This is a genomic window from Nocardia brevicatena NBRC 12119, assembly GCF_000308495.1.
GTDB classification, from domain to species: domain Bacteria; phylum Actinomycetota; class Actinomycetes; order Mycobacteriales; family Mycobacteriaceae; genus Nocardia; species Nocardia brevicatena.
Genome location: NZ_BAFU01000029.1, coordinates 14,361 through 39,267 on the forward strand (window position 1 = coordinate 14,361; position 24,907 = coordinate 39,267).

Here is a 24,907-nt window from a genome sequence, read left to right on the forward strand (position 1 = left end):
GGTCGACACGAGGCGCGGTGTCGGGCTCTCGCCTGGCCCGTTTCCTCGTGCCGCCCTCCCGAACCGGACGTGCGGCTCTCACCGCATCCGGCTCTCCCCAAGTCCCGTCGGGTAATTCGGAATCCTCAACTCGCTGCGGGCCAGGGCGAAGGGATCGTCGAACCCCGAGGCCGGTAACGGGTCGTCGTCACCGATCCGGGGTTGAACAACACGACCTCCCCGTCCCTGGGCCACCACGTGCCGTCGCAGAAGCGGCGGCGCAGATCCTTCCATCCGGTTCGAGGGTATTTGCGGCGCAACCATCCGAACACCTGACGCCAGACGATCATGCGCAGGTAGTGGAAGGCCCGAGCCGACACCCCAGGACGGAAGTAGGTGGTCCAACCCCGCAACACGCTGTTCAGCTTGTGCAGCAGGACAGCCAGCGACAGGCTGACGTTGATCCGGCAGATCGCCTTGCATTTGGCCTTGATCGACCGCAGGGCCTTCTTGGCCGGATAGTTGTAGACGTAATGCCGGTCGGTGCCTCGCTTGCGGTGACGCTGGATGCGCCAACCGAGGAAATCGAGGCCCTCGTCGATATGGGTGATCAGCGTCTTTTCCGCCGACAGCCGCAATCCGACCGTGGCCAGAACCTCGGCCACTTCCGGGAGCAACGCCTCGGCGTGCTCACGGTTGCCCGACACCATTATCACGAAGTCGTCCGCGTATCGCAGGATCCGATAGTTGGGCAACCCCTTTCGGCGCCGAACCTCCCGTTGCTTCGTCGTCGACCGCAGCCCGCCAGCGGCCCCGACGATATGATCGTCGAGAACCGACAACGCGACATTAGCCAGCAACGGCGACAGAATCCCACCCTGCGGAGTGCCGCTGACGCTGTCCCTGGCGAAACCGTCGGGAGCGAGAATTCCCGCCTTCAGGAACGCTTTCACCAGCGCGAGCACCCGTCTGTCTGCGATCCGAACCCGCACCCGGTCCATCAGGGCCGGATGCGAGATCTCGTCGAAACACGCCTCGATATCGCCCTCCAGCACCCACTCGTAAGTCTTGGATGCCAGGAAGACAGTCTCGGCGACTGCGTCGTGTGCTCGCCGGTTCGGCCGAAATCCATAGGAACACGGCTGAAAATCCGCCTCCCAGATCGGTTCCAGCACCAGCTTCAGCACGGCTTGCACCACGCGGTCGGTCACGGTCGGAATCCCAACCGGCGCATCTTGCGCGACCCCGGTTTCAGGATGAGCCGTTCCTTGACCGGCAGCGGACGGAAAGAGCGGGACCTCAACTGATCCCGCACTTCGGCGAGGAAGTTGTCCACGCCGATCCGTTCCCGAACGAAGGCGACGGTGGTGCCGTCCACTCCGGACGAGCGTGCTCCCTTGTTCCCCGAGACCCGTTCCCACGCCATCAACAGGAACGCGGGATCGGTAACGAGGTTGAACAGATCATCGAGCCGACGATGAGGATCGTCGTTCGCCCAACGGTGCAGCTTGGTCTGGATACCCAGTACCCGCCGCTCGGCCCGCAACGCGGCGATCGACGGCTCACTCGTATTCACCAGTGCCCTCCCGGCATTCCAGTACTTCCACCACAGACTTGCTGGCTCCCTTCGCCATGTGACCGGCTTTCCCGGCCCCGGACTACTACAAAGCCTCCGCCCCGCCCGGCACCATCAGCAGACGACGCACCTGCCCTGCCGCCACGCCGGCTGCGCGGTAGCGAGGGCGGTCCCGGACGGTTCCCACGTTCATCACGTATTCGATCGACGAGTGAGGCATCCAGCTCTACCGCTGCGGCATCGCCATGGTTACGCCGCAGGCTTTCACCATGGCCTCCCGGCCGGTTGTCACATCGTGACCGGGAGTTCCCCACCACTCGAAGGCGGTGGTTACGCACCGCGCCCAGCCGTATCCGCCAGATTTGAGCTGGTGGGCCGTTGAGGGGCGTCGAACACTGGTTTCTCTCGTATACCTTCTCGTCTCGCTGACCGGACCCGGACCGTCTGACAGTGCCGACCCGTCCCGGCGTTGTCGGGGCTGCTCCCACCCTCACCGGCGTCTCCCGGATCAGGCTGCCCCCGGCTTCAGCCGGCCGCTGCGACGGCCGGCAGGCGAAGGTCTCTCACCTCCACTCGAATACGGACACCTCGTGGCGCACGTGGCCCTCGGCCTAATCGATCCCGCAGTAGCGGCTCATCGGTCCTCCAGTTCTTCGGTTGTTTCCGCAGGTCCAAGACCCAGGCGAGAACGCGCGACGCCCTACTTACGAGCCTCGATGGGCTGGCCTCCGATGAGTTGTTCGCGTTCCCAGCGCACCCGCACGACACCGGTCTCTCTGAGAGCTCAGGGCTCGCAGTTTTCGAGGTGTTCGGTCGTGCGGGCGGGCTCGGACCACGATCAATCAAACGCCCGGAAGTGACTGGACAACAATGGAATCAGCTGCCCAGCCACTTCCGGCTTTACCACCGACGCTCGCGGTCTTGCACGAGGCCTCATCGGACCGGAGGTGTGCCAGGAGTCGCCGGACAACAAGTCAAGATGTGGCAGTCCGGCCGCGGCGACGCGCTACGTCTTGTCGCAGGGATCTAACCCCAGGCGTATTCCATGCGTCGTTCGCCGCGGCCGAACCACCCGAACGATCGGCATCGCAGCGTCAGCGCGCGGCCTGTCTCGAGGTCTCTGTGGACCGAGGGGCAAAGCAGGCATCAGCCACTGCTCGACCAACCGTTACCCGGTAAGTAGGGGCAAGAAGTCATACCGGGCCTGGCGACCGTGGGCCCGGTTCCGGGCCCACGAAAAAGGTAACGGGCGAGGGGATCAAGCGCACAGCGTGTGCTGTGGACGAGCTACCTTCCGTGCAGGTAGTGGGCACGCATCGGTAACGGGCTGAACGCCACCGTTGTCGTTGAGGTGCAGGGCGATGGCGCGCACCGGGATACCGACGCAGGGGCAAGGTAGTACCGCGCTCGAAGAATCCGCTTTCACCGGTGCGCCAGCGGCATGGGTGATCAGCCCGCATCGTCGGCGAGGGCTCGATCCGGGATACAGCCTGTGGTATGTGGGGCGAGCGGCATAGGCTAGGCGAAATGCGCGATGTTGACGCGGCCTTGTCCCGTCGGTGCAAACGAGGTCAGGGTGGTCGGGGGCCGGCGAACGAACTGGTCGATATCGTTCTCGATGCGCAGGCGGCGGAACGCGCTGCGGGGTCCGTCTTGTTGTGTCCGACCTCTCGTACGCGATGACCATCGGGCCTCGCCGGCGGGACCAACTGAGTGTCGAATCTATCGAGAGGGTGATGACCTTCGGCCTCCTGACGGTCCGCCAGCGGGTGGTCGCCGTGCTTGCGTCAGCGCAGGCAGATTCTTTCGTGTCGATGCGCCTGGACTCGATGCTGAATGAATGCGTTCACGGCCTCCGACGGAGCTGGTGAGCTGCTCGCCGAGCGCAGCGGCACCGCCCTTGCGGGCGGGGTGACACGAAAGGTGTGTTTTGACAACAGGGTTGGGTACGAATCGGCTTGGTAGCCGAGTCGAAGCTTGGCATACTTTGCGCAATCTGGTTGGAAGCCGCGGCGACCAGGGCCGCCTGTCGGAACTCTTGCTGAGATGTCCGAAACATACTCTCTTTCAACGTGAATCGCGGTATCTTGGTGCTCGATGTCCGTCAGGTGATGGACGCCTACGGTAGGGGAGCAGCTCCCTGACGCTGAACGGGCTGCTCGTTGCGAAACGGCATGGATCGGTGCGGCACGTTCGTTGTCGCGATTCCGCTGCCGGTGGGATAGTTCTGGGCCGGTATGCAGTCGTGATGTCCGCGCCTTTATTGCGACTGTCGGACTGCGAAGATCTGTTGAACTGGAACTGATTGACGATGCCAGAGTTCGACGCGACTGTCCGGTCTGATTGCTGAAGTATTGCTTCGGTTCGAGCAAATTCTGTGCGAATTGTCGATTCCGGGGCAACTATTGACAGCGCATCAGTGGTGAGGCAATCTGGATCCACCCAGCAGTTCCGGCCTATTCCACCTTTCTCAAGCTTTCCAGTCACCGAGTGGAACTGTGCCCGGCGTCTGATCGAATATCTTGAAGGGGGAAATTGTGAGTGCAAATAGATCCGATGTAGAGCACGCGGAATTCGCGGTTGTGGAGAATGATCTCGATTGTCTGGAGTATTCGCTTGTCGAAAGCCCTGGCGATGTATTCGACGACAGCTTCGAGCCGCAAGTATGCGATATGGCCGACCTCGACGGCGATGAGGCGGCGCAGAGTCACTTTATCGACCGGCTCGGGTCGGCCATGGAGGACGTCGGACTGGCCATCTTGATCAACCATGGTGCCGAAGCGGCCATGTCGGAGGCCGCTGACGCGGCACTGCAGATGTTCACGGCGACACCCATCGAAGAAAAGATGAGGTACATCGCGACGGACTGCACATTCGGCGAGCCGCTGCAAATGGGATACATCCCACTCCAGGAAAGTACGGCTTCACTGCCGAATTCGGTAGAAGCCTGGGAACTCGACAAAGCAGCTTTCCGTATTCCGGGCGAAGACCCGCAGAAGGCTCTCACCTTCTGGCCCGATGAGCGTTTCGAACTAGCGCTGCGGCCGTACTGGCAGGCTTGTGAACGGATGGTCCTGCCGCTCGTGCACGCCATGTTCCGGTATCTGGGCGTCGACCCTTCGTTGTACGACGAAGAACTATCTCCACCGAACAGCGTGCTCCGGTTCAACCACTACCCGCCGATCGACGATGTCATGGCGGATGCCGGGAACACGGGCCGTGTCCTCGCCCACGAGGACTACGGGCTGATCACGCTGTTGCCCGCGACTCCGGTGGAGGGGCTGCAGCTCTACCACCCGCGCCACAAGACGTGGAGCAGGCTCCGCGCGCCGGCCGGGTCTTTCGTCTTGAACAGCGGCGACTGGCTAAAAATGATCAGCAGCGATCGCTTCCAATCCTGCACCCATCGCGTCAGCGTCCCTCGCGACCGTGCCCAGCGGGCTGTGCCCCGACTCACCATTCCCTATGTCGTGCACCCTCACGAGACGTCGACCGTGGAAGTTCTGCCGGGCTTCGATCCAAAATACCAGCCGGTCAGTGGCCGGGATTTCATGACGAGGCTGGCTGCCAGGTATCTGGATCGCTGAGGTTCTTCTGTGCGTCGGATCGACACTGTGTGCAAATGTAGTCGTCTGTCGACGGCTCGGATTCATTTAGAGGTGACAACGTGGGTTCCAGCAATGCCAATGAAGCGCTCGGCAAATTCGGGGTGGTGAACAAAGACCTCGACTATTCGCTCGAGGAAAGTTCCGATGACGTGTTCGACGATAGTTTCGAGCCGCCGATCTGCGATATGTCCGATTTGCAGGGCGACGCGGCCGCGCGGAAATTTTTCGTCGATATGCTCGGTCGCGCCATGGAGGATACCGGGCTGGCGATCTTGGTGAACCATGGGATCGATATCGATTCGCTCCAGGTCACCGCCGCGTGCGCACTGGAATTGTTCACTTCGGTTTCCGAGGAACAGAAGCTGAAGTTCGCCGCGACCGACTACGTGTATGGAGGAGCGTTCCGCCGCGGGTACTTCGCGGTCCAGGAGTGGACACCGGCGCGGCCGAATGCCGTGGAAGCGTGGGAGTTCTTCCGGGATTCCTTCCGTGTGTCCGGAGAGGATCACGACAAGGCGCTGTCCATGTGGCCGGACGAGAAGTTCGAAACCGGTCTCAGGCCGTACTGGCGGGCGTGTGAGGAACTGACACTGCTGCTCGTTCGTGCCTTGCTCGAGTATCTGAACATCGACCCTTCGATATACGACGAGGAACTTTCGCCACCGAACGGCGTACTGAGGATCAACCACTACCCGGCGCTCGGGGGCAGTGCGAGCGATACCGAGAATACGGGTCGTTTCATGACCCACGAAGACTACGGCCTCATCACCTTGCTGCCCGCCAATCCGATCGAAGGGCTGCAGGTCTTCCACCCGGAGCGCAAAACCTGGAGCAGGGTCACCGCCCCACCCGGGTCCATGATCTTGAACAGCGGCGACTGGCTCCAAATGGTCAGCAACGACCGTTTCCGTTCGTGTTCGCATCGGGTGTGCGCGCCGCGGGATCCGCGCCATCGGGCGATATCGCGGATCTCTGTTCCCTACCTCGTTCTGCCCCGGGAGGACTCGGTTCTCGAGGTGTGGCCGGGCCGCACACCGAAGTACGGCCCCATCGGCGCCCGGGACTTCATGGCGAAGCTGGCAGGTAAGTACGTGGACTACGACCACTAGACGCGCTCCGAGCGAGCTTCTTCCTGACATCCGGTCTGCCGCTGTGCCTGAACGCGAGGAATGAATGTTGCCATGATTGACCCCAGAGACGCCGGGCCGAGTGGATCGATCGCGATCGTAGGCATGGACTGCCGTTTCCCCGGCGCCGATGGTCCGGACGAATTTTGGAAGCTTCTGTCCGAGGGGCGACATGTCTCCTACGGCCTCCCCACCGAACGTGGGTGGGACCTCAGCCGTGTATACAACGAGGACCCGGCTGTCGAAGGGTCGACATATATCCAGCGAGGTGGTTTTCTGCGCGGCCTCGGCGACTTCGACGCCGGCCTGTTCGGTATAGGTCCGCGTGAGGCCACCACGATGGATCCGCAACAGCGGATGCTGCTGGAAAGTTCTTGGCTGGCGCTGGAACGTGCGCGCTTGAGCCCACGGTCGCTGAGCACCGTCCGCGCCGGCGTGTATGTCGGAGCGACAGACAGCTATTACGGTCTGGCGGGCTCGAGCATTCCTGGCCTGGAACGGCATCTGCTGATGGGGACGATGCTGAGCGCGACCTCGGGCCGGATCGCCTACGCTCTCGGCCTCAACGGCCCTGCGATCACGGTGGATACAGCCTGCTCGTCCGCCCTGGTGGCGGTGCACCTGGCGGTTCGAGCATTGCGCTCCGGTGAGTGCGACGTCACGATCGTCGGCGGCGCAACCGCAATCTCCGATCCGTCGATGCTGGCACGATACTCACGGCACCGGGTCCTGTCAGTGGACGGCTACTCCCGCGGATTCTCCGCCGACGGCAACGGTTTCGCGCCGGCGGAGGGAGTCGCATCGTTGATCTTGATGCCGTTGGAGCGAGCTCAGCTTCTCGGTAAGCCGGTTCTTGCGGTGATCCGCGGCAGTGCCGTCAACGAGGACGGAGCGAGCGCTACTCTGCAGGCGCCGAACGGGCGTGCCCAGCAGGCCGTGATCGCCGCCGCCCTCGACGACGCCGGTTTGCTTCCCCGGCACATCGGTGCGATCGAAGCGCACGGCCCCGGAACGCCGCTCGGCGACGCGACCGAGGCCGCGACTCTGCAGACCAGTTACGCACGGCACCATTCCGCGGACGACCCCTTGTGGGTGGGTTCGGTCAAATCGAACATCGGCCACACGCTCGCCGCAGCCGGACTCGCGGGACTGGTGAAAATGGTGCTGGCGCTGCGGCACGAGCGATTGCCCGCCACACTGCATGTGGAGAACCCCATTGCCGGTGTGGACTGGACGGCGGGCGGGATGCGGCTGCTGCGGCAGTCTCGTCCCTGGCCCCGTACGACAGAACCGCGCCGGGCGGGCGTCCTGTCGTACGGGATCACCGGCACCAACGCCCACGTCATTCTCGAAGAAGCTCCCCGGCCCGCCCCGGTCGGGCATCGGCCGGCGCGCAGGCGTGCGCCTTTTGCACTGCGCACCCAACTTCCGATGTGGCCGCTGTATGCGGCGTCGCCGTCCGCTCTGGTCGCACAGGCCGCGGCGCTGGCCGTGCACGTGCGCAGCAACGGGGATCTCTCCGAGGTGGATCTCAGCTGGTCGCTCGGCACCACGCGCAGCGCTCTGACGCATCGAGCCGTCGTCACCGGAAGTGGGAGAGAAGAACTGGCTGCGCGGCTCGACGCCTTCGCCACGGAGGCTGTTTCGGCCCCGCTCGGCGTTGCCGTGGGGAAGGTGCGGCACGGTCCCGGCCCCGTTTTCGTCTTTCCCGGCCAAGGCTCGCAATGGGTCGGGATGGGCGCCCAGTTGCTCACCGACTCGCCCGTTTTCGCTCGATCGATGGCGCGCTGCGCCGAGGCGCTTCGGCCCTACGTGAACTTCGACGTCCTCGCGGTGTTGAGTGGGGAACGGAGTGCACAGGCCGAACGGGCCGAGGTGATCCAGCCGCTGCTGTTCGCGATGTACGTGTCGCTGGCCGAATTGTGGCAGAGCCTCGGGGTCCAGTCGGCCGCCGTCATCGGGCACAGTCAAGGCGAGATCGCGGCAGCTCATATCGCCGGTGCCCTCACACTCGACGAGGCCGCCCGCGTGGTGGCGCTGCGCAGCGCCGCGCTCCGGGCGGTCGACCGACGCGGAGCCATGGCATCGGTGGCAATGCCCGCCGAGCGCACGCGGGAAGCGCTGCGCCGGTGGAACGACCGCCTCGAGGTGGCGGTGGTCAATGGACCGTCGGCCACAGTGGTCGCCGGCGACGCCGACGCGATGACCGAGTTTTTGGGGCAGTGCGAACAACGCGGTGTCGAAGGCCGGCTGCTGCCCGTGGATTACGCTTCCCACAGCAGACACATGGAGACGCTGCGCGATCGTATCCTCGCCGATCTCGGCGCGATCACCTCGCGTTCGGCCCGGCTCCCGATCATTTCCTCGACCACCGGCGAGATCATCGATTCGACCAGCCTGAATGCCTCGTACTGGTTCGAGAATCTGCGCCGGACCGTGCATTTCGACGAGGCGATACGCTGTGCGCTGACCGCGGGATATCGGCAGTTCGTCGAGGTATCTCCGCATCCCGTACTGACCGGCGCCATCGCCGAGATCGCATCGTTGGTCGATATCGACGCCGGGGTCACCGGCACGCTGCAGCGCGGGCGAGGCGGAGGTGAGGACTTTCTCGCCGCCGTGGCCGACGCGCATGCCCAGGGCGCCGAGGTGGATTGGGAGGCACTGTATCCCGGTGCCCGCGAGGTCGACCTGCCCACGTATGCACTGCAACGTCGGTCCTACTGGCTACCGATAACCAGTACGTCACGGAATACACGAGACGCATCGTTCGACATCGTGGACCACCCGCTGATCACCGCCACCACCGAACTTTCCGACGGCGGCATGGTGTGTGTGGGCCACCTCGATCTGAAGGAACACTCGTGGCTGGCGGACCACAAGGTTTTCGACCGGGTCATCGTCCCCGCCACGGTGACGGTCGAAATTCTCACCTGGTGTGCTGTGCGAGCGGGCCAGAGCGGGGTGCAGGACCTGGTCCTGAGTTCTCCTCTGCCGCTGACCGACACCGCGGTCGACATCCAGGTGATGTGCGGCCCGGTGGGACAGGCCGGACGCCGACGGCTGACCCTGCACTCCCGTGATCGTGAGGACAAAGGCCCGTGGCGCTGCCACGGCGAGGCAACAACCGTCGACAGAATCGCGGCGGCCACCGAAGACGTTCCACAGGAACAGGTGTGGCCTCCGCTGGGCAGTCATCGCCTGTCCCTGGACCGATGCTATCCCGCACTCCGGGACAGAGGCTACGACTACGGTGCCGCCTTCCAGAACCTAACGGCCGCCTGGAGCAAGGACGCCACGCTGTACGTCGAAGTCCGTCCGGCGCAGCACCAGCCCCCGCACACCGAAAGCTTCGCAGTTCATCCCGCTCTTGTCGACTCGATCCTGCACGCCCTGTTGCTGACCGGAGCCGAGGAGAGCACGATACTGCCGTACTCCATCGGCTCCGCACGGATCCTACCGCGCGGGACCGACGATCTGCGTGCCACGATCAGCCCGGCTGGACAGGACCGCTACCACGTTCGGGTCACCGACCCTGAGGGAAACCCGGTCGCTGACTTGCGAGATCTGTTCCTGCGTCCGGTGACGAAACGTGGACTGCGCGGCCTGCTCGCCACCGGCGCCCGTCATACGTTCCGACTCCTGTGGCGGCCCGTGGATGTGGGCACCGGCGGCGAGGGGAAGTGTGCACGATGGGTGGTTGTCGGCTCACATCGCGACCTGCCAGGGGCCGACGTTCACCCCGATGCCCGCTCGTTGTCCCGCGCGCTGCGGAACGGTCGAGACGTTCCGGAGGTCGTCCTGCTCGATCTTCGTTCCTCGACACAGAGCGACGAGCTGCCGGAGGAAACCACACTGCGGGAACATCTTTCCCGCTCGATGGCCGAGGCACAGACGCTTCTGTGCGACGAGCTGCTCCACAAGACACTGATCGTCTGCGTCACTCGCCGCGCCGCCAGCACCAGCCTCGCGGAGTGCGTGCCGGACGCGATCGGAGCAGCATGCGCGGGCATGATGCGCTCGGCCTCGAGCGAGCATCCGGGCCGTGTGCGATTGATCGATCTCGACGCCGGCCCGGTCGATCACCGGTTGATGATCGGTGCGATCGGCACGGACCATCCACAGATAGCTCTGCGCGGCGCGACGGCGTTGGTGCCGCGACTCGCTCCCGCGGCCGAAGGACTTCTCCGACCCCCTGCCACCGAGCAACCCTGGAGACTGGTGCAAGGTCGAGACAAGACCTTGGACGGTGTCGCGGCCGCACCGGCACCCGATCTCGCGGTGCCGCTCGAACCGGGTCAGGTGCGCATCCGCGTGCTGGCCACCGGCGTGAACTTCCGTGATCCCTTGGTAGCCCTCGGCATGCTCGACGAAACCGCACTCGGCTTCGAAGTGGCCGGTGATGTGGTGGAGGTCGGTGAGCAGGTCGGCGACATAGAGCTCGGCGCGCGGGTCGCCGCGGTCGTGCTGCATGCGGGCTCGCGGCCAGGGGCGTACGGACCCTTCGCCGTAGTCGACCGATGTGCCATCCTCACCGTGCCAGCGCACTGGAGCCGTGCTCAGGCCGCCGGCGCGCCCATCGTCTTCCTCACGGCCTATCACGCGCTCGTCGAGCTCGCCGAGGTGAAACCGGGCATGCGGGTCCTGATCCACTCGGCGGCCGGAGGAGTTGGTATGGCCGCGGTCCAGATCGCCGCCATGCTCGGCGCCGAGATCTATGCGACCGCGAGCCTTTCCAAGCAGGGGATCGTCGAAGCGATGGGAATCGCGCGAGAACGCATCGCCGACTCCCGCACCCTCGAATTCGAACAGCACTTCGCCGAGGTCACCGGCGCCACTGGTGTCGACGTCGTTCTCGGCAGCCTGGCTGGCGAAGCGGTGGATGCTTCGCTACGGCTTCTGCGGCCGGGCGGGATCTACCTCGAGATGGGCAGGACCGATCTCAGGGATCCAGCCACTGTCACCGCCGGACATCCCGAAATCACCTACGATTGCCTCAATATCGCGGATCTTCCGATGTCTCGTGTGGAAGTCGTTCTCGGCCATCTCCAGTCGCTGTTCGCCGACGGCGTGCTGAGCCCGCTGCCGGTCCGAACCTGGAATATCGGTCACGCCCGGGAAGTGTTGCGCCACCTCAGTCAGGGGCACAGCACGGGCAAACTCGTCCTGACTCAGCCCACCGCTCTCGCACCCGAAGAGACGGTTCTGATCACCGGTGGTACGGGAAGCTTGGGCCGATTGCTCGCGCGTCATCTCGTCACGGCACACGGTTGCCGCCATCTGCTCCTTGTCAGTCGTCAGGGCGATGAGGCGGCCGATGGCCGGAAACTGGCAGCCGAACTCGGTGCAATAGGTGCGAAGATCACCCTGGCCGCCTGCGATGTCACAGACCGCCTCGCCCTGTCCTCGGTGATCCGAAATATCTCGGCTCGCCACCCACTGGGTGCTGTCGTGCATGCCGCCGGCATCTTGGACGATTGTCTGTTCACCGATCTGAGCCCCGACCGGCTCGAGCGGGTTCTGGCGCCCAAAGCCATCGCCGCTCGACATCTCCACGAGCTCACCGCGGACATGAATCTCCGCGCGTTCGTACTGTACTCGTCGATCGCCAACGTGGTCGGCACAGCCGGACAAGCAAACTATGCGGCAGCGAACGCCTTCCTCGATGCGCTGGCTTACCACCGTCACAGCATCGGTCTACCTGCCACATCCATCGCGTGGGGACTGTGGCGGCAATCCAGCGGACTCACCGCCCACCTCGCCGATACCGATCTGGCACGTCTTGCCCGGCAAGGCCTTGCCCCGCTCGACACGGCTAGCGCGCTCGACGTCTTCGATATGGCCCTAGAGCAGGATGAGCCGCTTCTCGCCGCGATGGCCTTCTCGCCCATCGACCCCGATGCGCCGCTGGCCGCAGTCCTGGCCGAATTGCCTCGGCATCACACGCGTTCACCAGTCGGCGACGGATCCAGCTCCGCGACGCACAACCTCCCACGACCGGAACTGCTGGGCTTGCCGGCCGGCGAACGGGTCAAAGCGCTGACGACCCTGATTCGTACCAACGCCGCTGTTGTTCTGGGGCATCAGGATCCCGAAGCCCTCGCCGCGGATCGGACTTTCCGAGACGCCGGCTTCGACTCGCTATCCAATGTGGAGCTGCGCACTCGCCTCAGCAGCGCTACCGGCGTCCGGCTCACGGTCGCGGGGATCCTGGACCATCCGACCCCGACTCGCCTCGCCGTCTATATCAACGAGGCTCTCGAGCGAGGCAGCGGCTCCCTGCCCCCCGAACTCCCCTAGGTGGAGAAATGCTTTTGAAGGGAAAACACATGTCAACAGGCGAAAACCTTCCGCGTGCTGCCGTTCGAACCGTCGGTGGAAACGATATCGAGGTTCGCAACCTGCGGTTGTCCGACCTGGACCGACTGGTGGACATGGAGCGAATCAAGTGGGACCACGAACAGGCGGCGACAGCCGAGGAACTGTTCGAGAGGATTGATCAGCTACCCGACCTTGCCGCGGGAGCGTTCGCGCCGGACGGGGACAGACTCCTAGCGTCTATGTTCGCTCGACCGATCACCGACGAAACGGTTCAGGAGGCCGAGAGTTGGCGGGCGTGTGCCTACGCCCCACTCCCCCCGCGCGGTAGTACCGATTGCCTGTTCGGCGTGAGCCTGACCAGTACCAGCTCCGCAGCGGCCGGTGCTCTCTTTCGCTCGTTCATGCCGCAGCTGGCCGAATTGGGTTATCGGAACCTGTACGGCGGGTCGACCGTCCCTGGATTGCGCGAATGGATCAAGGCCAATCCGGAAGGTTCACCGGTCTCTTATGTACGGGCGACCAACGATGACGGGACGCCCGTCGACCGGCAGCTTCGCTACTACTACCTGAACGGCTTCACGACGATAGTCGCAGTCAAACCAAACTACTTCCCCCACCCGCAGTCTCTGGACTACGGCGCTCTGATCCACAGACCTCTTCGACCGAGCAGTTGGTGACTGCACAGTGCGCGAGCCGAGGGAGAAGAAATGCTGCAGCTACAACCGGCGACTGCCCCGTTGAGTGAGTTCATCGCCGGAAAGAAACCGGCGTTCCTTCCAGGGCTGGCCGCCGACTGGCCGGCCGTGCACCGGTGGGATTTCGACTTCCTCGGGAAGCTGGGGCCCGAGATGACCATCGAGCTGGTTCGGGGGGATCGCGAAAGCGCCGCAACACATTTCACCGAGTCTACGCTGGGCGCGTTCATGGAATTCCTCGCTGACGACAACCCCGGCGCGGAATCCCTGTACCTCAAAGAATTCAACCTTCTGCGTAGGTTTCCAGAGCTCCAGGCCGACATACTGCCTCGAAAGAGACTGTTCCCGCGGAATTCGGTCGCTCCGCCTCCCGGAGTCTGGTTGGGTCCCGCGGGCGCGCGCACCGGTGCGCACTACGACCTGCTGGGAAACATCGCCGTAGCGATCCGCGGAAACAAGCGCTTCCGCATAGCGCCACCCGGTTTCGTCGAAAGCGCTGATGCGCTGTCCCCGAAATACGACCCCTGGGCGCGTCTTTCGGCCCGGCCCTTGGCGGAGATAGCCGCCACAGCGACGAATTCCGAAAAGACCCTGTTCGAAGTCGAGCTGCAGGCCGGTGACGCACTCTACGTGCCCGATCACTGGTGGCACGAGGTGTACAATCGCTCGCCCAGCATCCTGCTGAGCGGCTTCTTCGGCACCTGCAAACACGTCGCGTCCTGCGCGATCCAGGTCGCAGCCCGCCACGTTCTGCACCTCGCGCGCCTCGACCATGTCACCGCGTGCACCTGTCACGAAACCACCGCCTGACCTATGTCACCCGATCTGGTTCAGGCACCGGTGAGTCGCTGCCTTCCTGTTAAGGAGTACTGATGAGAGAGTTCGCCCTCGATGACTTGAGCCGACTGTATCGGGCGTGTGAAGGAGCCGACCTGGAGCTCACCGAGAAAAGACTCGACGAGCCCTTCGAGGAACTCGGGTTGGACTCGCTCGGCACGATCGAACTGGCCGAACGAATTCAGCGGGAATGGCATGTCCGCATACCGATGCTGTTACCGAACGAGACCGTCGAGATTCTTCGCACGCCGCGGCTGGCCCTCGAATATGTCAACAAGCTCTTGGCCGCGGCGTACGAAATGAAATAGAAGCGGAAGGAGTTCACCGGTGACACGATCGGTCGACGACCTGATCACGACGTTATACCGCGGTTTGAGTGGCGACGTCGGTCTGCTGGACGACGTGATGGACCCCGACTGGTTCGACGACTCGCCCGGGCCCGCGCCAGGTCGCGCTGGTATCGAAAGTCTCGTTGCCGCAGTAGATCACGCCTTCACCGGTTTCACGATCGTCGTGCACACGATCGTCGACGGACGCGGGGCCGACGGCAACGGGATGGTCGCGGTCCGTGGGGAGATGCGCGGCGTACACGAGGGGGAGTGGCTCGGTGTTCCCGCCACCGGAAGAGCCGTCCGGATCCGGATCCACGAATTCCATCAGATCGCCGGCGGACTCGTTGTTCGTTCCTGGGGCCTCGAGGACTGGTTCGGATGGCTTCGCCAGGTCGGGGCTGTCGATATCGGTGGTCCCGGGATCTATGAGGGGAAACGTAGCGTCTCATGACAGAGCTCTCCTGCGAGATACCGACTGCGCCGGGCGCCCGGCCGGTGGTCGGCCATCTCCTGCCGTTCTTGAAGCAGCCTTTCACCTTTCTGTCGCAGCTGCCCGAATACGGTGATCTCGTGAAGATCCGGCTCGGCCCGAAAACCGCGGTGGTGATCTGTGACCCCGGGCTGACACGCAAAGTTCTGATCGACGACCGAACCTTCGACAAAGGCGGACTGTTCCTGGAACGAGAGCGGGAGTGGCTCGGTGAAAGCGTCGCCACCTGCACCCACAACAAGCACCGGCACAAGCGTCGCCTGGCCCAGCCTGCCTTTCATCTGAAACGTCTCGTCGACTACGCGCACACGATGACGACGCAGATCGCTTCCGTCGTCGACGGTTGGCATTCGGGCCGAGTCCTCGACGTCTGCCCGGAGATGTTCACGATCACGTCCCGGGTATTCGGCGCAGCCATGTTCTCCAGTACCCTGCCGGCCGGGGTGCTGCACGAGGTGATCGGCGACCTCACCGCCACCTTCGACGGCACTTTCCAACGCACGCTGCTGCCGGACGCGATCAGCCGCCTACCGATACCCGGCACCAGACGCTACAACCACGCCAATCGGCGGCTGCGCAAGACGATGAACGGCATCATCGCCGATCGCCGCGCGAGCGGCATCGACAACGGTGACCTGCTCTCGGCGCTACTGACGGTCCACGACCGTGAGAGTGACGCTCCTGGCACGATCGACGACGACGTCAGCGATGCCGTCGTGACGTTCTTCGTCGCGGGAACGGAGACCACGTCCTCCGCGTTGGCGTGGGTGCTGTACGTGCTCGCACAACACCCCGATATCGAAGCGCGGTTGCATGCCGAGGTCGATACCGTGCTCGCCGGACGACAGCCCGAATACAGTGACCTGGAGCGGCTGAAGTTCGCGAGCAGTATCGTCACCGAAACCCTTCGCCTCTACCCTCCTGCGTGGTTCTTCACCCGGAAAGTCACCGCCGCAGGCGTGGAACTCGGACCATACGAGCTGCCGGTCGGCAGCACAGTCGCCCTGAGTCCGTACCTCATCCACCGGCAGGCCGACCTCTACGACGAGCCCGACCGCTTCGATCCCGACCGTTGGCTGCCGGAGCGAACGGCACCGCCCCCGGGGGCACTCCTGCCTTTCGGCGGCGGGGCGAGGAAGTGCATCGGGGAAGCCTTCGGGATGACCGAGGTCGTGCTGGCCCTGGTGATCATCGCGAGTCGCTGGCGGTTGCAGGTCGTCCCCGAAAAGCGTATGCGCCCTCCGCTTTCCGTGTCCTTGGTGCCAGGCGGTCTACACCTACGTGTGGTCGACCGCCGGGCCGGGGGATAAGGGACTGAAGTGAGTCCGGACAGCGACAACCCAGCATCCGGGCGTCGCGTAACCGATGTGAAAGAGGTGTCCGGTGTTCGAGTTGACAAGTGCTGAACAAGAATCGCTCCCATCCGATGACGATGTCGAGTTCTATCGGAAGCACGGCTGGTTCATCACACCACGATTGTTCGCCGACGAAGCGATCGACGATGCGTTGGACGCATTGGAGGCGCATCACCGACGCGAGCGTGACTACGAGCTCCCGGGCGCGATCGACGAACTCTACGACTGGGCCCCGGGCGCGGTACACCAGATCCGGTTCAACGATTACGTCGCGCTGACCAATCGCCGCCTCCGCGATTTCATGCTGCAGCCGATAGTCGCGGCCATTGCCGCGCGGTTGGCGCGAACGAGCCAGATCAGATTGTGGCAGAGCAGTATTGTGTACAAGCAACCACAAACCGCCGGCGGCGATACCACTATCGGATGGCATGCCGAACGCGCCTACCTGCGTACCTGCACCTCCACCAATATGTTGACCGCATGGATCGCTCTACAGGACTGTGACGAGTCCATGGGCCCGGTGGTGATGATCGATGAAAGCCACCGCTGGCCGGATACCGAAGAGATTCGTGCCATCAGATACGGCCGGACATTCTTCGGCGCCGATCCCGCGTTGTTGCAGGACCGCCTCGAGCGCACCGGCATGCCGCTGCGAACCGTTCCCATGTTGTTGCGCAAGGGAGAAGTCAGTTTTCATCATTGCCTGACGCTCCACAGCAGCGGCCCCAATCTGAGCGGGCATGCCAGGGTCGGTGCGACAGTCGATATGCAGGATCGAGTGAATCGCTATCAATCGGTTTACGACCAAGCGGGTGAATTGCTCACTACTGCCAACGATCGGATGTGCCGCAAGCTACCGAACGGCGATTTCGACTACAGCGACCCTACGATCTGTCCCGTGCTGTGGGAGGAGTAGCACGCCGTATTCCGTATTTTTCTTTCGATTTGAAATGAGGAGTCATGTTCGAGTTGTCGCCTACCGAACAGAAGTTGCTGCCCTCCGATGACGATGTCGAGTTCTATCAGCAGCATGGCTGGTTCGTTACACCACGATTGTTCACCGACGAAGTGGTGGACGCCGCGTCGGCCGCACTGGCGGCTCACCACAGGGGCGAACGCGACTGGGTGTTACCCATCACGCTCGACGAGATGGACGACTGGGTCGAGGGCTCGCCGCATCGGCTCCGATTCAACGATCACGTCGCACTGACCAGCAACCATCTCGGAAGGTTCATGCTCCAGCCGTTGATCGGGGCCATCGCGGCGCGGCTGGCGCGGACCAGTCAGATCAGGCTCTGGTTGAGCAGCTTGATATGCAAGCCACCACGCACGGAGCACACCATCGAATGGCATTCCGACCGTGTTCATTGGCAAACCTGCACCTCCACGAATATGTTGACCGCGTGGATTGCGCTACAGGACAGTGACGAATCCATGGGCCCCGTTATAATGATCGATGGGAGCCATCGATGGTCGGATACCGAGCAGATACGTGCGATTCGCTATAACGACGAATTCATTCTCGGCGCCGACCCGGCAAAGGCGGAGAGTTTGCTCATGAGCACCGGAATACCGATTCGACGCGTGCCGCTGTTGCTACGCAAAGGGCAGGTGAGTTTTCACAGCTGCATGACGATTCACGGCAGTGGCTCGAATCTGAGCGACCTTGCGCGAGTAGGACTGATCGTGCACTTGCAGGATGAGGCGAACCGGTACCAACGGGTTCACGATGAAAATGGGAATCTGTACTCACATGTCAACGATCAGATGTGCGGCAGACTGCCCAACGGGGACGTCGACTACAGAGATCCCAAGATTTTTCCCGTGCTCTGGGATACGACGGAATCCTCGCTCCGGTGACTCTGGAGTCGCACCGAGCCGGCGAGGAGCGTGTTCTCTTCGTTGCGACGGAAATCGACGGCGGCGTGGAAGCGGTGCTGGAGGTGCTGATCCGAGGGCTGGAGGAGCGTGGTGTGCGGTGTGCGGTGTACGCGCCGCAGGGTGGCCCCGGTCGGGTCGGGTCGTTGTGTGCGCTCGGCGTGTGGACCGGGTCGCCCGCGCCGGTGGCGGCACGGCTCGCGCGGGGGGATTTCACGGTGGTGCACGCGACATCGGCGTGCCCGAGCCGATCCGGTCTGGGATCGCTGCTGCGGTGGGCGTCGCTGTTCGCAGGGACGGTGGTGACCGCGCACGTCAGCACTCCGACCGATGTGACCGAGGTACGGTTCGACGAGTACACCGCGGTGTCGGCCGCGGCGGCCGCGGCGTTGATCACGCGTACACTGACCTCACCCCAGGTGATCGCGAATGATCCGGATGTGACGGTGTGCACGCCAGGCCCCGGGCGGGCCGGTGCGCGGCCGCAGCTGCTGTGGGTGGGTCGGGCGGTGGATACCGACTGGCCGACCAAAGGCATCCACGGGCTGTTGTATCTGGTGGCCGCCGGTGTGCTGGATGATTTCGAGGTCGTGGTCATCGACACCGAGGACAATGCGGAGACGCTCGGGCTCGACGATTGGCTGGCCGGGCGGGTGGACTACCGGCCTGGCCTGTGTTCGAAAGCTGCCCTGGTGCAGTTGTATCGGGATGTCGCCGCCAGCGGTGGCGCGCTGATCTCGACCTCACGGTCCGAGGGACACCCGATGGTTATGCTCGAGGCGATGGCCTCGGGCTGTCCGGTGATCGTTCCCGACAGTCCCGGCTTCGGCATGATCACCGACGGCGTGAACGGGCTGAAATACCCTCGGCACGCGGCATTCTTGGAGGTTCCCCGCTGTTTGCGCGAGCTGGGCGATACGCAGATCCGGGAAAGGATCGTCGCGGGCGCGTTGGCCTCGATCGCCGGAGACGGGCACCCGGACCGGATGGTCGAGGCGTATCTGCGAGTGTACCGGTCGCTGCCGCCGCGATCGATCGGGCATCGGGCCAGGGGCGTGCTGGAACTGGTTCGGGGGTTGGGGCATCGGCGATCGGGGTGATGATCACCGTCCACATTACCCCGTCCGTCCGCCAGAATCGGCATCGATCGTTGCAGCGCCGATGCGAATGACGATCTCCGGGATGCGGCAGCGGCGGGCCCATTGAAGCCACCCGGCCAGCAGCTTGCGTCCGTCGTCTCCTTGATCCGAAATAGTTCCCGCAGTTGCTCTTTGAGCAGATACGCCCTGTACAGGATCATGTTGGTGTGTTGGATCGAGGCCAGCGAGGTGCGCTGTACGCCCGGCTCGGTCGAATCCGCGCTGCTTGCACGCCTTCGCCGCATCCGCTCAGCGCAGTCGCCGCCACGCCGAGGCACATCAGCAATCGGGTAGTCGAAGAACGCATATGGTTGCACTTCGCATGGGACACCCCAGCGCGTGCGAACGTTCAACCCCTGCGGGCGTACTGGCGCACAGCCTACTTCGAGCCGGAGTCAACCGCCCGAACCACCAGTGCTGCGATGTCGTCGAGATAGCCGGCCATGTTCCTTCCCCGGCTGCGCAACGCGTTTCGGAGCAGCTCGCTTCGATTACGGTCATCGAGCAACATGTTCACCGCCGTGCGGAGCGCATCAGGGTCTTCCGGTGGGACGAGCACCGCGCACGAATCGTCCACGTATTCACGACTGCCGACGACGTCGGTGATCACCAATGGTGCACCGGCCTGCGCGGCGTTCATAATTCTTTTCTGGCCGATGCTGGCGCCCGTCTCCGGAATTGGAACCACATAGACCGCGGCCCGGTCGACTTCGGCTTGGTGATCTTCAGCGGGGATGTCGTGCCGAACAACGGTCGATGTTCCGCGGGCCAACGTTTCGACGGTACCTAGATTGGCCGCGGTGCAGATCGCATGTACATCCCAATCCGATCCTTCGGCCGCGCCGAAGAACGTGACCCAATCGACGCGCTCGCCCGACGCGACCACCCGACGTCCGCCGTTGAGAGCGCCGACCGGGCTGTCGTCGAAACGCGCGGGCCATCGGACGAGCGCCAACCTGTCCTGCGGGATCCCGAGCAGTTCCGGATATGTGCGAAGCTCGTGCTCGGTGAGCACCTGACCACAGAGCAGGGCCCGCGCGGTCACTCCCATGCACACCTTGCGGAACAACAACTGCCCGAGCCGCCCTTGTGGCAGCTCGTCCATGATGAACTCGAGCAGGACGAGCTTGCGAATTCCGAGCAGGCCGTAGAGCACGATGCAGGTGAGGGCGCCCGGTGATCGGGTTCCCGTTACTACCGCGTCCGCGTTTCGTCCCTTGATCGCCAATGCGACACCGCGCAGAACTCCGACACGGTTCGCGATCGGCTGGAATAGCCCGAGGTTGCTGTCGCCGAGTCGCACCGCGTCGGGGATGTGCTCTGCGTACCAACCGTCCGCAACGATCCTCATGACTTGCAACCTCGGTTTCTGGGAGGAGTGGGAAAAGTGCGGCCAGTCGCCTGGGTCGTTCGACAGTCGAGTCAAGTCACAGCGACAAAATTTGCATTACCGGGGTCTGAGCACACCGCGCGTTCGACGAAGCCGCCGGCGCCGAAGACAAGGGTGGTCATATCGGGCATTCGGATCGGATGTGAAAGCAACGGCTCGACCTGTGACCCAAGAGTTGGTGGTTTCACAATGCAGGCCTCCTGATACGGAAACTCGCTCGGCGGGGCGATTACCAGAAAGGCTTTCGATCCCATCCGGCAGCACCCCGGGCAGGCTCCGACCGTAGGGTTCATCAACTGACTGTTGCCGAACCCCAGGGTTGGTCGACACTCGTGGCCTATCGAGCTCCCGGAACGTACTCGGTGTGTCGGACAGCCTTTGCCCACATCGCGTCGCGCACTGCGATTGCGCGCGCGACTTCGACCGGATCATGTGTCAGGCCGTAGCCCACGAAATCCTCCTCGTCGAACAGCGTCCAGGCAAGCGTGTCGTCGTCGATCAGGCACCACTCGTCGGTGGTGTAGTCCTGCGGCTTCAACCAGTGACGGGGTAGCCAGCGAATGTCTTCACCGTGTGCCTGGTTGCGCCCGGTCACCGCATGGAGGAAACGGATGTAGTCGGTGAGGGGTTCGGTGACGACCCGGACACGTTGCATGGCGACCCCTCGGGCGGTGGTCGCGTCGCTCAGGTCTTCCCATTCTTTCCACAACACCGGGTAGTCGTCCGGGTCGAGCGGCACCAGGCCGGCCTGAAATCGACGCATCGGTTCGTGTTCGTCGCTCACGACGTGTTCGTCTTCCACCTCGAATTGAAAGGCGCGATACCGTGCCTGCTCGAACAGCGAAGCCAGCTCTGACCGTGGGAGGAACAGCACTGTCAACACCCCCCGTTGAACGGCTGTCGGCTCCCGGAATGACCAGGGGTATTCCGGCTGAATCGATTACTCATGAAATCGCATCCAATCTCGATCCGCGCAGGCAACCTCGGTTGCCCGAGTGGGAAAGGTTATGGTTCTCGGCCAGGAGAATCTCATGGCTGGTCCATCAACAAACGGCATCGTTCGGACAGCCTGTCGGCGCCCTGTGTCATGAAATCTCTGCCACTGATCGGCGGGTGTTTCGGCTCGAATCCCGGCAACACTTTGATGAGCGCCGCTTCATAGGGATGAAGCGTATAGAGAACCGTGACGCGGGGCACCGCACGCTGGGCGGGATCGCGTGGCACGCTGACACGATGAGTGCAGGCGCGAAAGCGATCGTTGCTGACAAAACTGAGCCATTTTCCGCTGATGACAACAAGGGAGCCGGCCGGGGTGCACACCCTGCTCCACGCCTTGCTTTGCGGGCGATACACCTGTAGCCCCTCTACCGGGCTTCCTATCATCAGGCTGAGAAGCCCGTAGTCCTCGTGGGACAGCACGCGGGCCGGCGACGCGAGATCCTCGACGGGAGAGCTGATGGGCGGGTAGTGATTCAATCTAAGCACGTCGTTGGTGGGGGAGATGTCCTCGTCGTACAGCGAGGAGTCGATGTCCAGGTAGCGGAGCAGAGCTCTGCCCAGCTGCGGAGTCAACTCCTCGCACGCCTGCCAGAAATTTCTGAATGCCGCTTCGAATTTCTCGTCGGGCCAGTGGTCGACAGCCCTGTCCGCATCTTCTCCGATGATGCGGAAGGCGGATCTGTCGAATTCCCATGCCTCTACCGCATGCGGCAGCGCAGGCATACTCTCCTGCAGTGGGACGTATCCCAGATAGTAGGGCTCGCCATAGGCGCAATCCGGTGAAACGAACTTCATTTTCTCTTCATCGGGCACCGTGGTGAAAATGTTCAGCGCGTTGGCGTCGGTGGCCTGAAATTCATCGGCGTAGATACCATGGTTGGTCAATATCGCGATTCCGGCATCCTCCATGGCGGTGCCGAGCTTTTCGATGAAACGGTTTCGTGTCGCTGCATTGTCGTGTAGATCCGACATGTCGCAGACCTGTGGCCGGAAATCATCGTCGAATTCGTCGTTCGGGCTCTCGACGAGCGTGTACCCGGAATAGTTGGGATCGGTTTCCGGAAATCCGAATTCGGATACCGCGTCGTTGGTTTCTTTGTCGCTCACGTCTTCACCCCTGACGGACGATGATATCCAAGCACAATAACTCGGGCCGGGTCCGACAATGATCGAGGAGAGGTGCATGATAGAAGCGCGGACCGGGCCGTTGAAGCTGTGTCAGTGCTGTATTCAACATCGCATCACCACAGGTGTGCTGTCAATAGATGTCGCGCATGAGGGTGCCTTCCGGGTCGCGGACGGGACTTCCAACGCCTGCAAGGTGATCCGGGGAAGCCTCGCGAGCGTCAAGCCCCGTGTACCTACCTTGGTCGGTACAAGTTCTGTTGTGCGACTCACGATTTCGGCACGTGAACTCGGATTGCTGTGTGAAACTTGAGATTCGGATCATGCGTTGGGCGCCGTGAGGGGTTTGCGGCGTACCTCGGAACGAAATCCGATGTCGCTCGCGATGCCGGTAGTCCCCGGCGCCGCCCGCGACGACTCTGAAAGGTGCGATTGCGATATGAGCCCTACTGCGGACCGACGGACCTTCCTGAAGGCCACCGCGCTCGTCGCGGTGACGAACGCCCTGGGGATATCGGCGGTGCTGTCGGCATGTTCGGGCGGATCCCGTGGAGCCGCAACGGTCGGTGACACGATCCGGTTCGGATTCCTGGCGGACATGCAGGTGCCCGACCCGGACATCTTCTACGAGGGAGAGGGTCTGCAGGTAACCCTGAACGTCTACGAAGGCTTGGTCGCCTATAAACCCGATTCATCCGAAATCGGGCCCGGTCTGGCCGAGTCGTGGACGGTCGCCGAAGACGGACGCACGTACACGTTCAAGCTCCGTGCCGGTGTCACCTTCCACGACGGCACGCCGATGACAGCCACCACGCTCGTCAAGAGTTATCAACGGCGTTCGGCCGTCAACCAAGCGCCTGCCTATCTGATCGCCGACGTCGAGTCGATGTCCGCGCCTGACGACTCCACGCTGGTGATCGAGCTCGGCCATCCGGTCGAACCGTTCCTCGATTACCTCGCCTGCCCGTGGGGGCTGAAAGCCGTGAGCCCGACCGCGGTACAGGCTCACAGCGTGAACGGTGATATGGCCCAGGGCTGGTTGAGTACGCACGATGCGGGAACCGGGCCCTATCGGATCACCGAGTTCGTGCCGAGCAGTCACTACACGCTGACCGCCTACGACGGCTACTGGGGAACGAAACCGGAATTCACCGCTCTTCGGATCGAGATCATCCCGGACATCACGTCGCAACGCCTCCTGCTCGAGCAGGGCCGGCTGGACATCATCACCAAGGGCCTGCCGATCACCGTGATCGAGGCAATGAAGACGAATCCGGCGTTGACTGTGAGGGAACATCCGACGGCGTTCAAGTCGTCGATCTTCTTGAACTGGAAGAAGGGTGCGTTCACGGATTCCGCGTTCCGCCAGGCGATGCGCAAGGCGGTGAACGTTCCCGCGCTCATCGAGCCCGCCTACGGTTCGACAGTCTCCCGATCCTCGCAGTTCTACCCGGCCGGAGTGTTGCCAGACGGCGTCGCGCCGGATGCGCCCGATCAGGATGACTCCGAGCTGAAGGCTCTGATCGCGAAACTGCCGGACAGTGACAAGAGGATCGACCTCGCCTACGACGAGGCCGGCGGTGCCACCGACGCGCGCGTGGCCGAACTCCTCCAGACGCAGCTGGCCGCGTTGGGACTGGTTGCCACGGTTCGGGCTATGCCAACCTCGCAGGTGTTCGCATTGCATTCGACGCCGGTCGGGCAGCAACCGCACATGCTGGTCCACGGGTCCGGCGGCGACGCGCTCAATGCCGACACCACACTGCGGATCTTCTTCCGCACGGGCGCATCGCCGACCAACTGGTTCAACTATTCGAACACCGCACTGGACGACGTGATGGACGCCGGGAAACGATCACTCAGCAAAGCTGAGGCCGAAAGGCACTGGGTCGAAGGCGCTGAGATCGTGATGGGCCAGGCCTGGGTCATCAACCTCTGTGACATCAAGGACGTCATCGTGACCGACTCCGGCATCGGCCAGATCGTCCATACGCTGCTCGGCACCGGAATGGTGCCTGTCAACCTGCTCCGGAAGGGGTGACAGCGAGATGATGCG

General features: G+C 63.3%; 17 protein-coding genes. 12 read left to right on the top strand and 5 right to left on the bottom strand.

The window, feature by feature from the left end:
* Positions 1-125: 125 nt before the first annotated feature.
* Positions 126-1,190: a reverse transcriptase domain-containing protein gene (locus tag ON20_RS06115; RefSeq protein ID WP_306306819.1), complete on the bottom strand. Its 1,065-nt coding sequence runs from the start codon at positions 1,188-1,190 to the stop codon at positions 126-128.
* Positions 1,187-1,555: a hypothetical protein gene (locus ON20_RS40215; RefSeq protein ID WP_306306820.1), complete on the bottom strand. Its 369-nt coding sequence runs from the start codon at positions 1,553-1,555 to the stop codon at positions 1,187-1,189. Before ON20_RS40215 ends, ON20_RS06115 begins: the two co-directional genes overlap by 4 nt.
* 2,582 nt (positions 1,556-4,137) lie before the next feature.
* Here ON20_RS40215 and ON20_RS06125 point away from each other — a divergent pair.
* From ON20_RS06125 to ON20_RS06175, 11 genes are all read left to right on the top strand, one after another.
* Positions 4,138-5,142 carry a 2OG-Fe(II) oxygenase family protein gene (locus ON20_RS06125; protein ID WP_040833970.1) on the top strand — a complete coding sequence of 335 codons (1,005 nt, stop codon included), beginning with the start codon at positions 4,138-4,140 and terminating at the stop codon, positions 5,140-5,142.
* An 80-nt stretch (positions 5,143-5,222) separates the two neighbouring features.
* The gene (locus ON20_RS06130) at positions 5,223-6,272 is read left to right on the top strand and encodes a 2OG-Fe(II) oxygenase family protein (RefSeq protein WP_040833971.1); all 1,050 of its coding nucleotides are present in this window, start codon (positions 5,223-5,225) and stop codon (positions 6,270-6,272) included.
* 72 nt (positions 6,273-6,344) lie between these two features.
* Positions 6,345-12,590, top strand: coding sequence for a type I polyketide synthase (locus ON20_RS06135; protein WP_169332317.1), 6,246 nt, complete (start codon positions 6,345-6,347; stop codon positions 12,588-12,590).
* Between the two features lie 29 nt (positions 12,591-12,619).
* Positions 12,620-13,288 carry a hypothetical protein gene (locus ON20_RS06140; protein ID WP_051161763.1) on the top strand — a complete coding sequence of 223 codons (669 nt, stop codon included), beginning with the start codon at positions 12,620-12,622 and terminating at the stop codon, positions 13,286-13,288.
* A 30-nt stretch (positions 13,289-13,318) separates the two neighbouring features.
* The gene (locus ON20_RS06145; protein ID WP_040833972.1) at positions 13,319-14,116 is read left to right on the top strand and encodes a cupin-like domain-containing protein; all 798 of its coding nucleotides are present in this window, start codon (positions 13,319-13,321) and stop codon (positions 14,114-14,116) included.
* Between the two features lie 62 nt (positions 14,117-14,178).
* Positions 14,179-14,451: an acyl carrier protein gene (locus ON20_RS06150; RefSeq protein WP_040833973.1), complete on the top strand. Its 273-nt coding sequence runs from the start codon at positions 14,179-14,181 to the stop codon at positions 14,449-14,451.
* A 19-nt stretch (positions 14,452-14,470) separates the two neighbouring features.
* A complete protein-coding gene (locus ON20_RS06155; RefSeq protein WP_051161765.1) occupies positions 14,471-14,926 on the top strand; it encodes an ester cyclase in 456 nt (151 codons plus the stop codon).
* The gene (locus ON20_RS06160; protein WP_040833974.1) at positions 14,923-16,275 is read left to right on the top strand and encodes a cytochrome P450; all 1,353 of its coding nucleotides are present in this window, start codon (positions 14,923-14,925) and stop codon (positions 16,273-16,275) included. Before ON20_RS06155 ends, ON20_RS06160 begins: the two co-directional genes overlap by 4 nt.
* A 73-nt stretch (positions 16,276-16,348) precedes the next feature.
* Entirely contained in the window at positions 16,349-17,236 is an 888-nt protein-coding gene (locus ON20_RS06165) for a phytanoyl-CoA dioxygenase family protein (RefSeq protein WP_040833975.1), read from the top strand.
* Positions 17,237-17,280: 44 nt separating this feature from the next.
* A complete protein-coding gene (locus ON20_RS06170) occupies positions 17,281-18,180 on the top strand; it encodes a phytanoyl-CoA dioxygenase family protein (RefSeq protein WP_040833976.1) in 900 nt (299 codons plus the stop codon).
* Positions 18,177-19,298: a glycosyltransferase family 4 protein gene (locus ON20_RS06175; RefSeq protein WP_040833977.1), complete on the top strand. Its 1,122-nt coding sequence runs from the start codon at positions 18,177-18,179 to the stop codon at positions 19,296-19,298. The genes ON20_RS06170 and ON20_RS06175 overlap by 4 nt, the downstream gene beginning before the upstream one ends.
* Before the next feature lie 418 nt (positions 19,299-19,716).
* Here ON20_RS06175 and ON20_RS06180 read toward each other — a convergent pair whose 3' ends face one another.
* The 3 genes from ON20_RS06180 to ON20_RS06190 all read right to left on the bottom strand — a co-directional run bounded on the left by ON20_RS06180 (position 19,717) and on the right by ON20_RS06190 (position 22,833).
* Complete coding sequence (locus ON20_RS06180; RefSeq protein ID WP_169332318.1) at positions 19,717-20,763, bottom strand: glycosyltransferase; 1,047 nt, start codon at positions 20,761-20,763, stop codon at positions 19,717-19,719.
* Positions 20,764-21,064: 301 nt separating this feature from the next.
* Positions 21,065-21,610: a DUF6879 family protein gene (locus ON20_RS06185; RefSeq protein ID WP_368853919.1), complete on the bottom strand. Its 546-nt coding sequence runs from the start codon at positions 21,608-21,610 to the stop codon at positions 21,065-21,067.
* Between the two features lie 146 nt (positions 21,611-21,756).
* Positions 21,757-22,833 carry a 2OG-Fe(II) oxygenase family protein gene (locus ON20_RS06190; RefSeq protein WP_040833978.1) on the bottom strand — a complete coding sequence of 359 codons (1,077 nt, stop codon included), beginning with the start codon at positions 22,831-22,833 and terminating at the stop codon, positions 21,757-21,759.
* Between the two features lie 391 nt (positions 22,834-23,224).
* Here ON20_RS06190 and ON20_RS06195 point away from each other — a divergent pair, with 391 nt between their 5' ends.
* Positions 23,225-24,892, top strand: coding sequence for an ABC transporter substrate-binding protein (locus ON20_RS06195; RefSeq protein ID WP_083864696.1), 1,668 nt, complete (start codon positions 23,225-23,227; stop codon positions 24,890-24,892).
* Positions 24,893-24,907 lie beyond the last annotated feature (15 nt).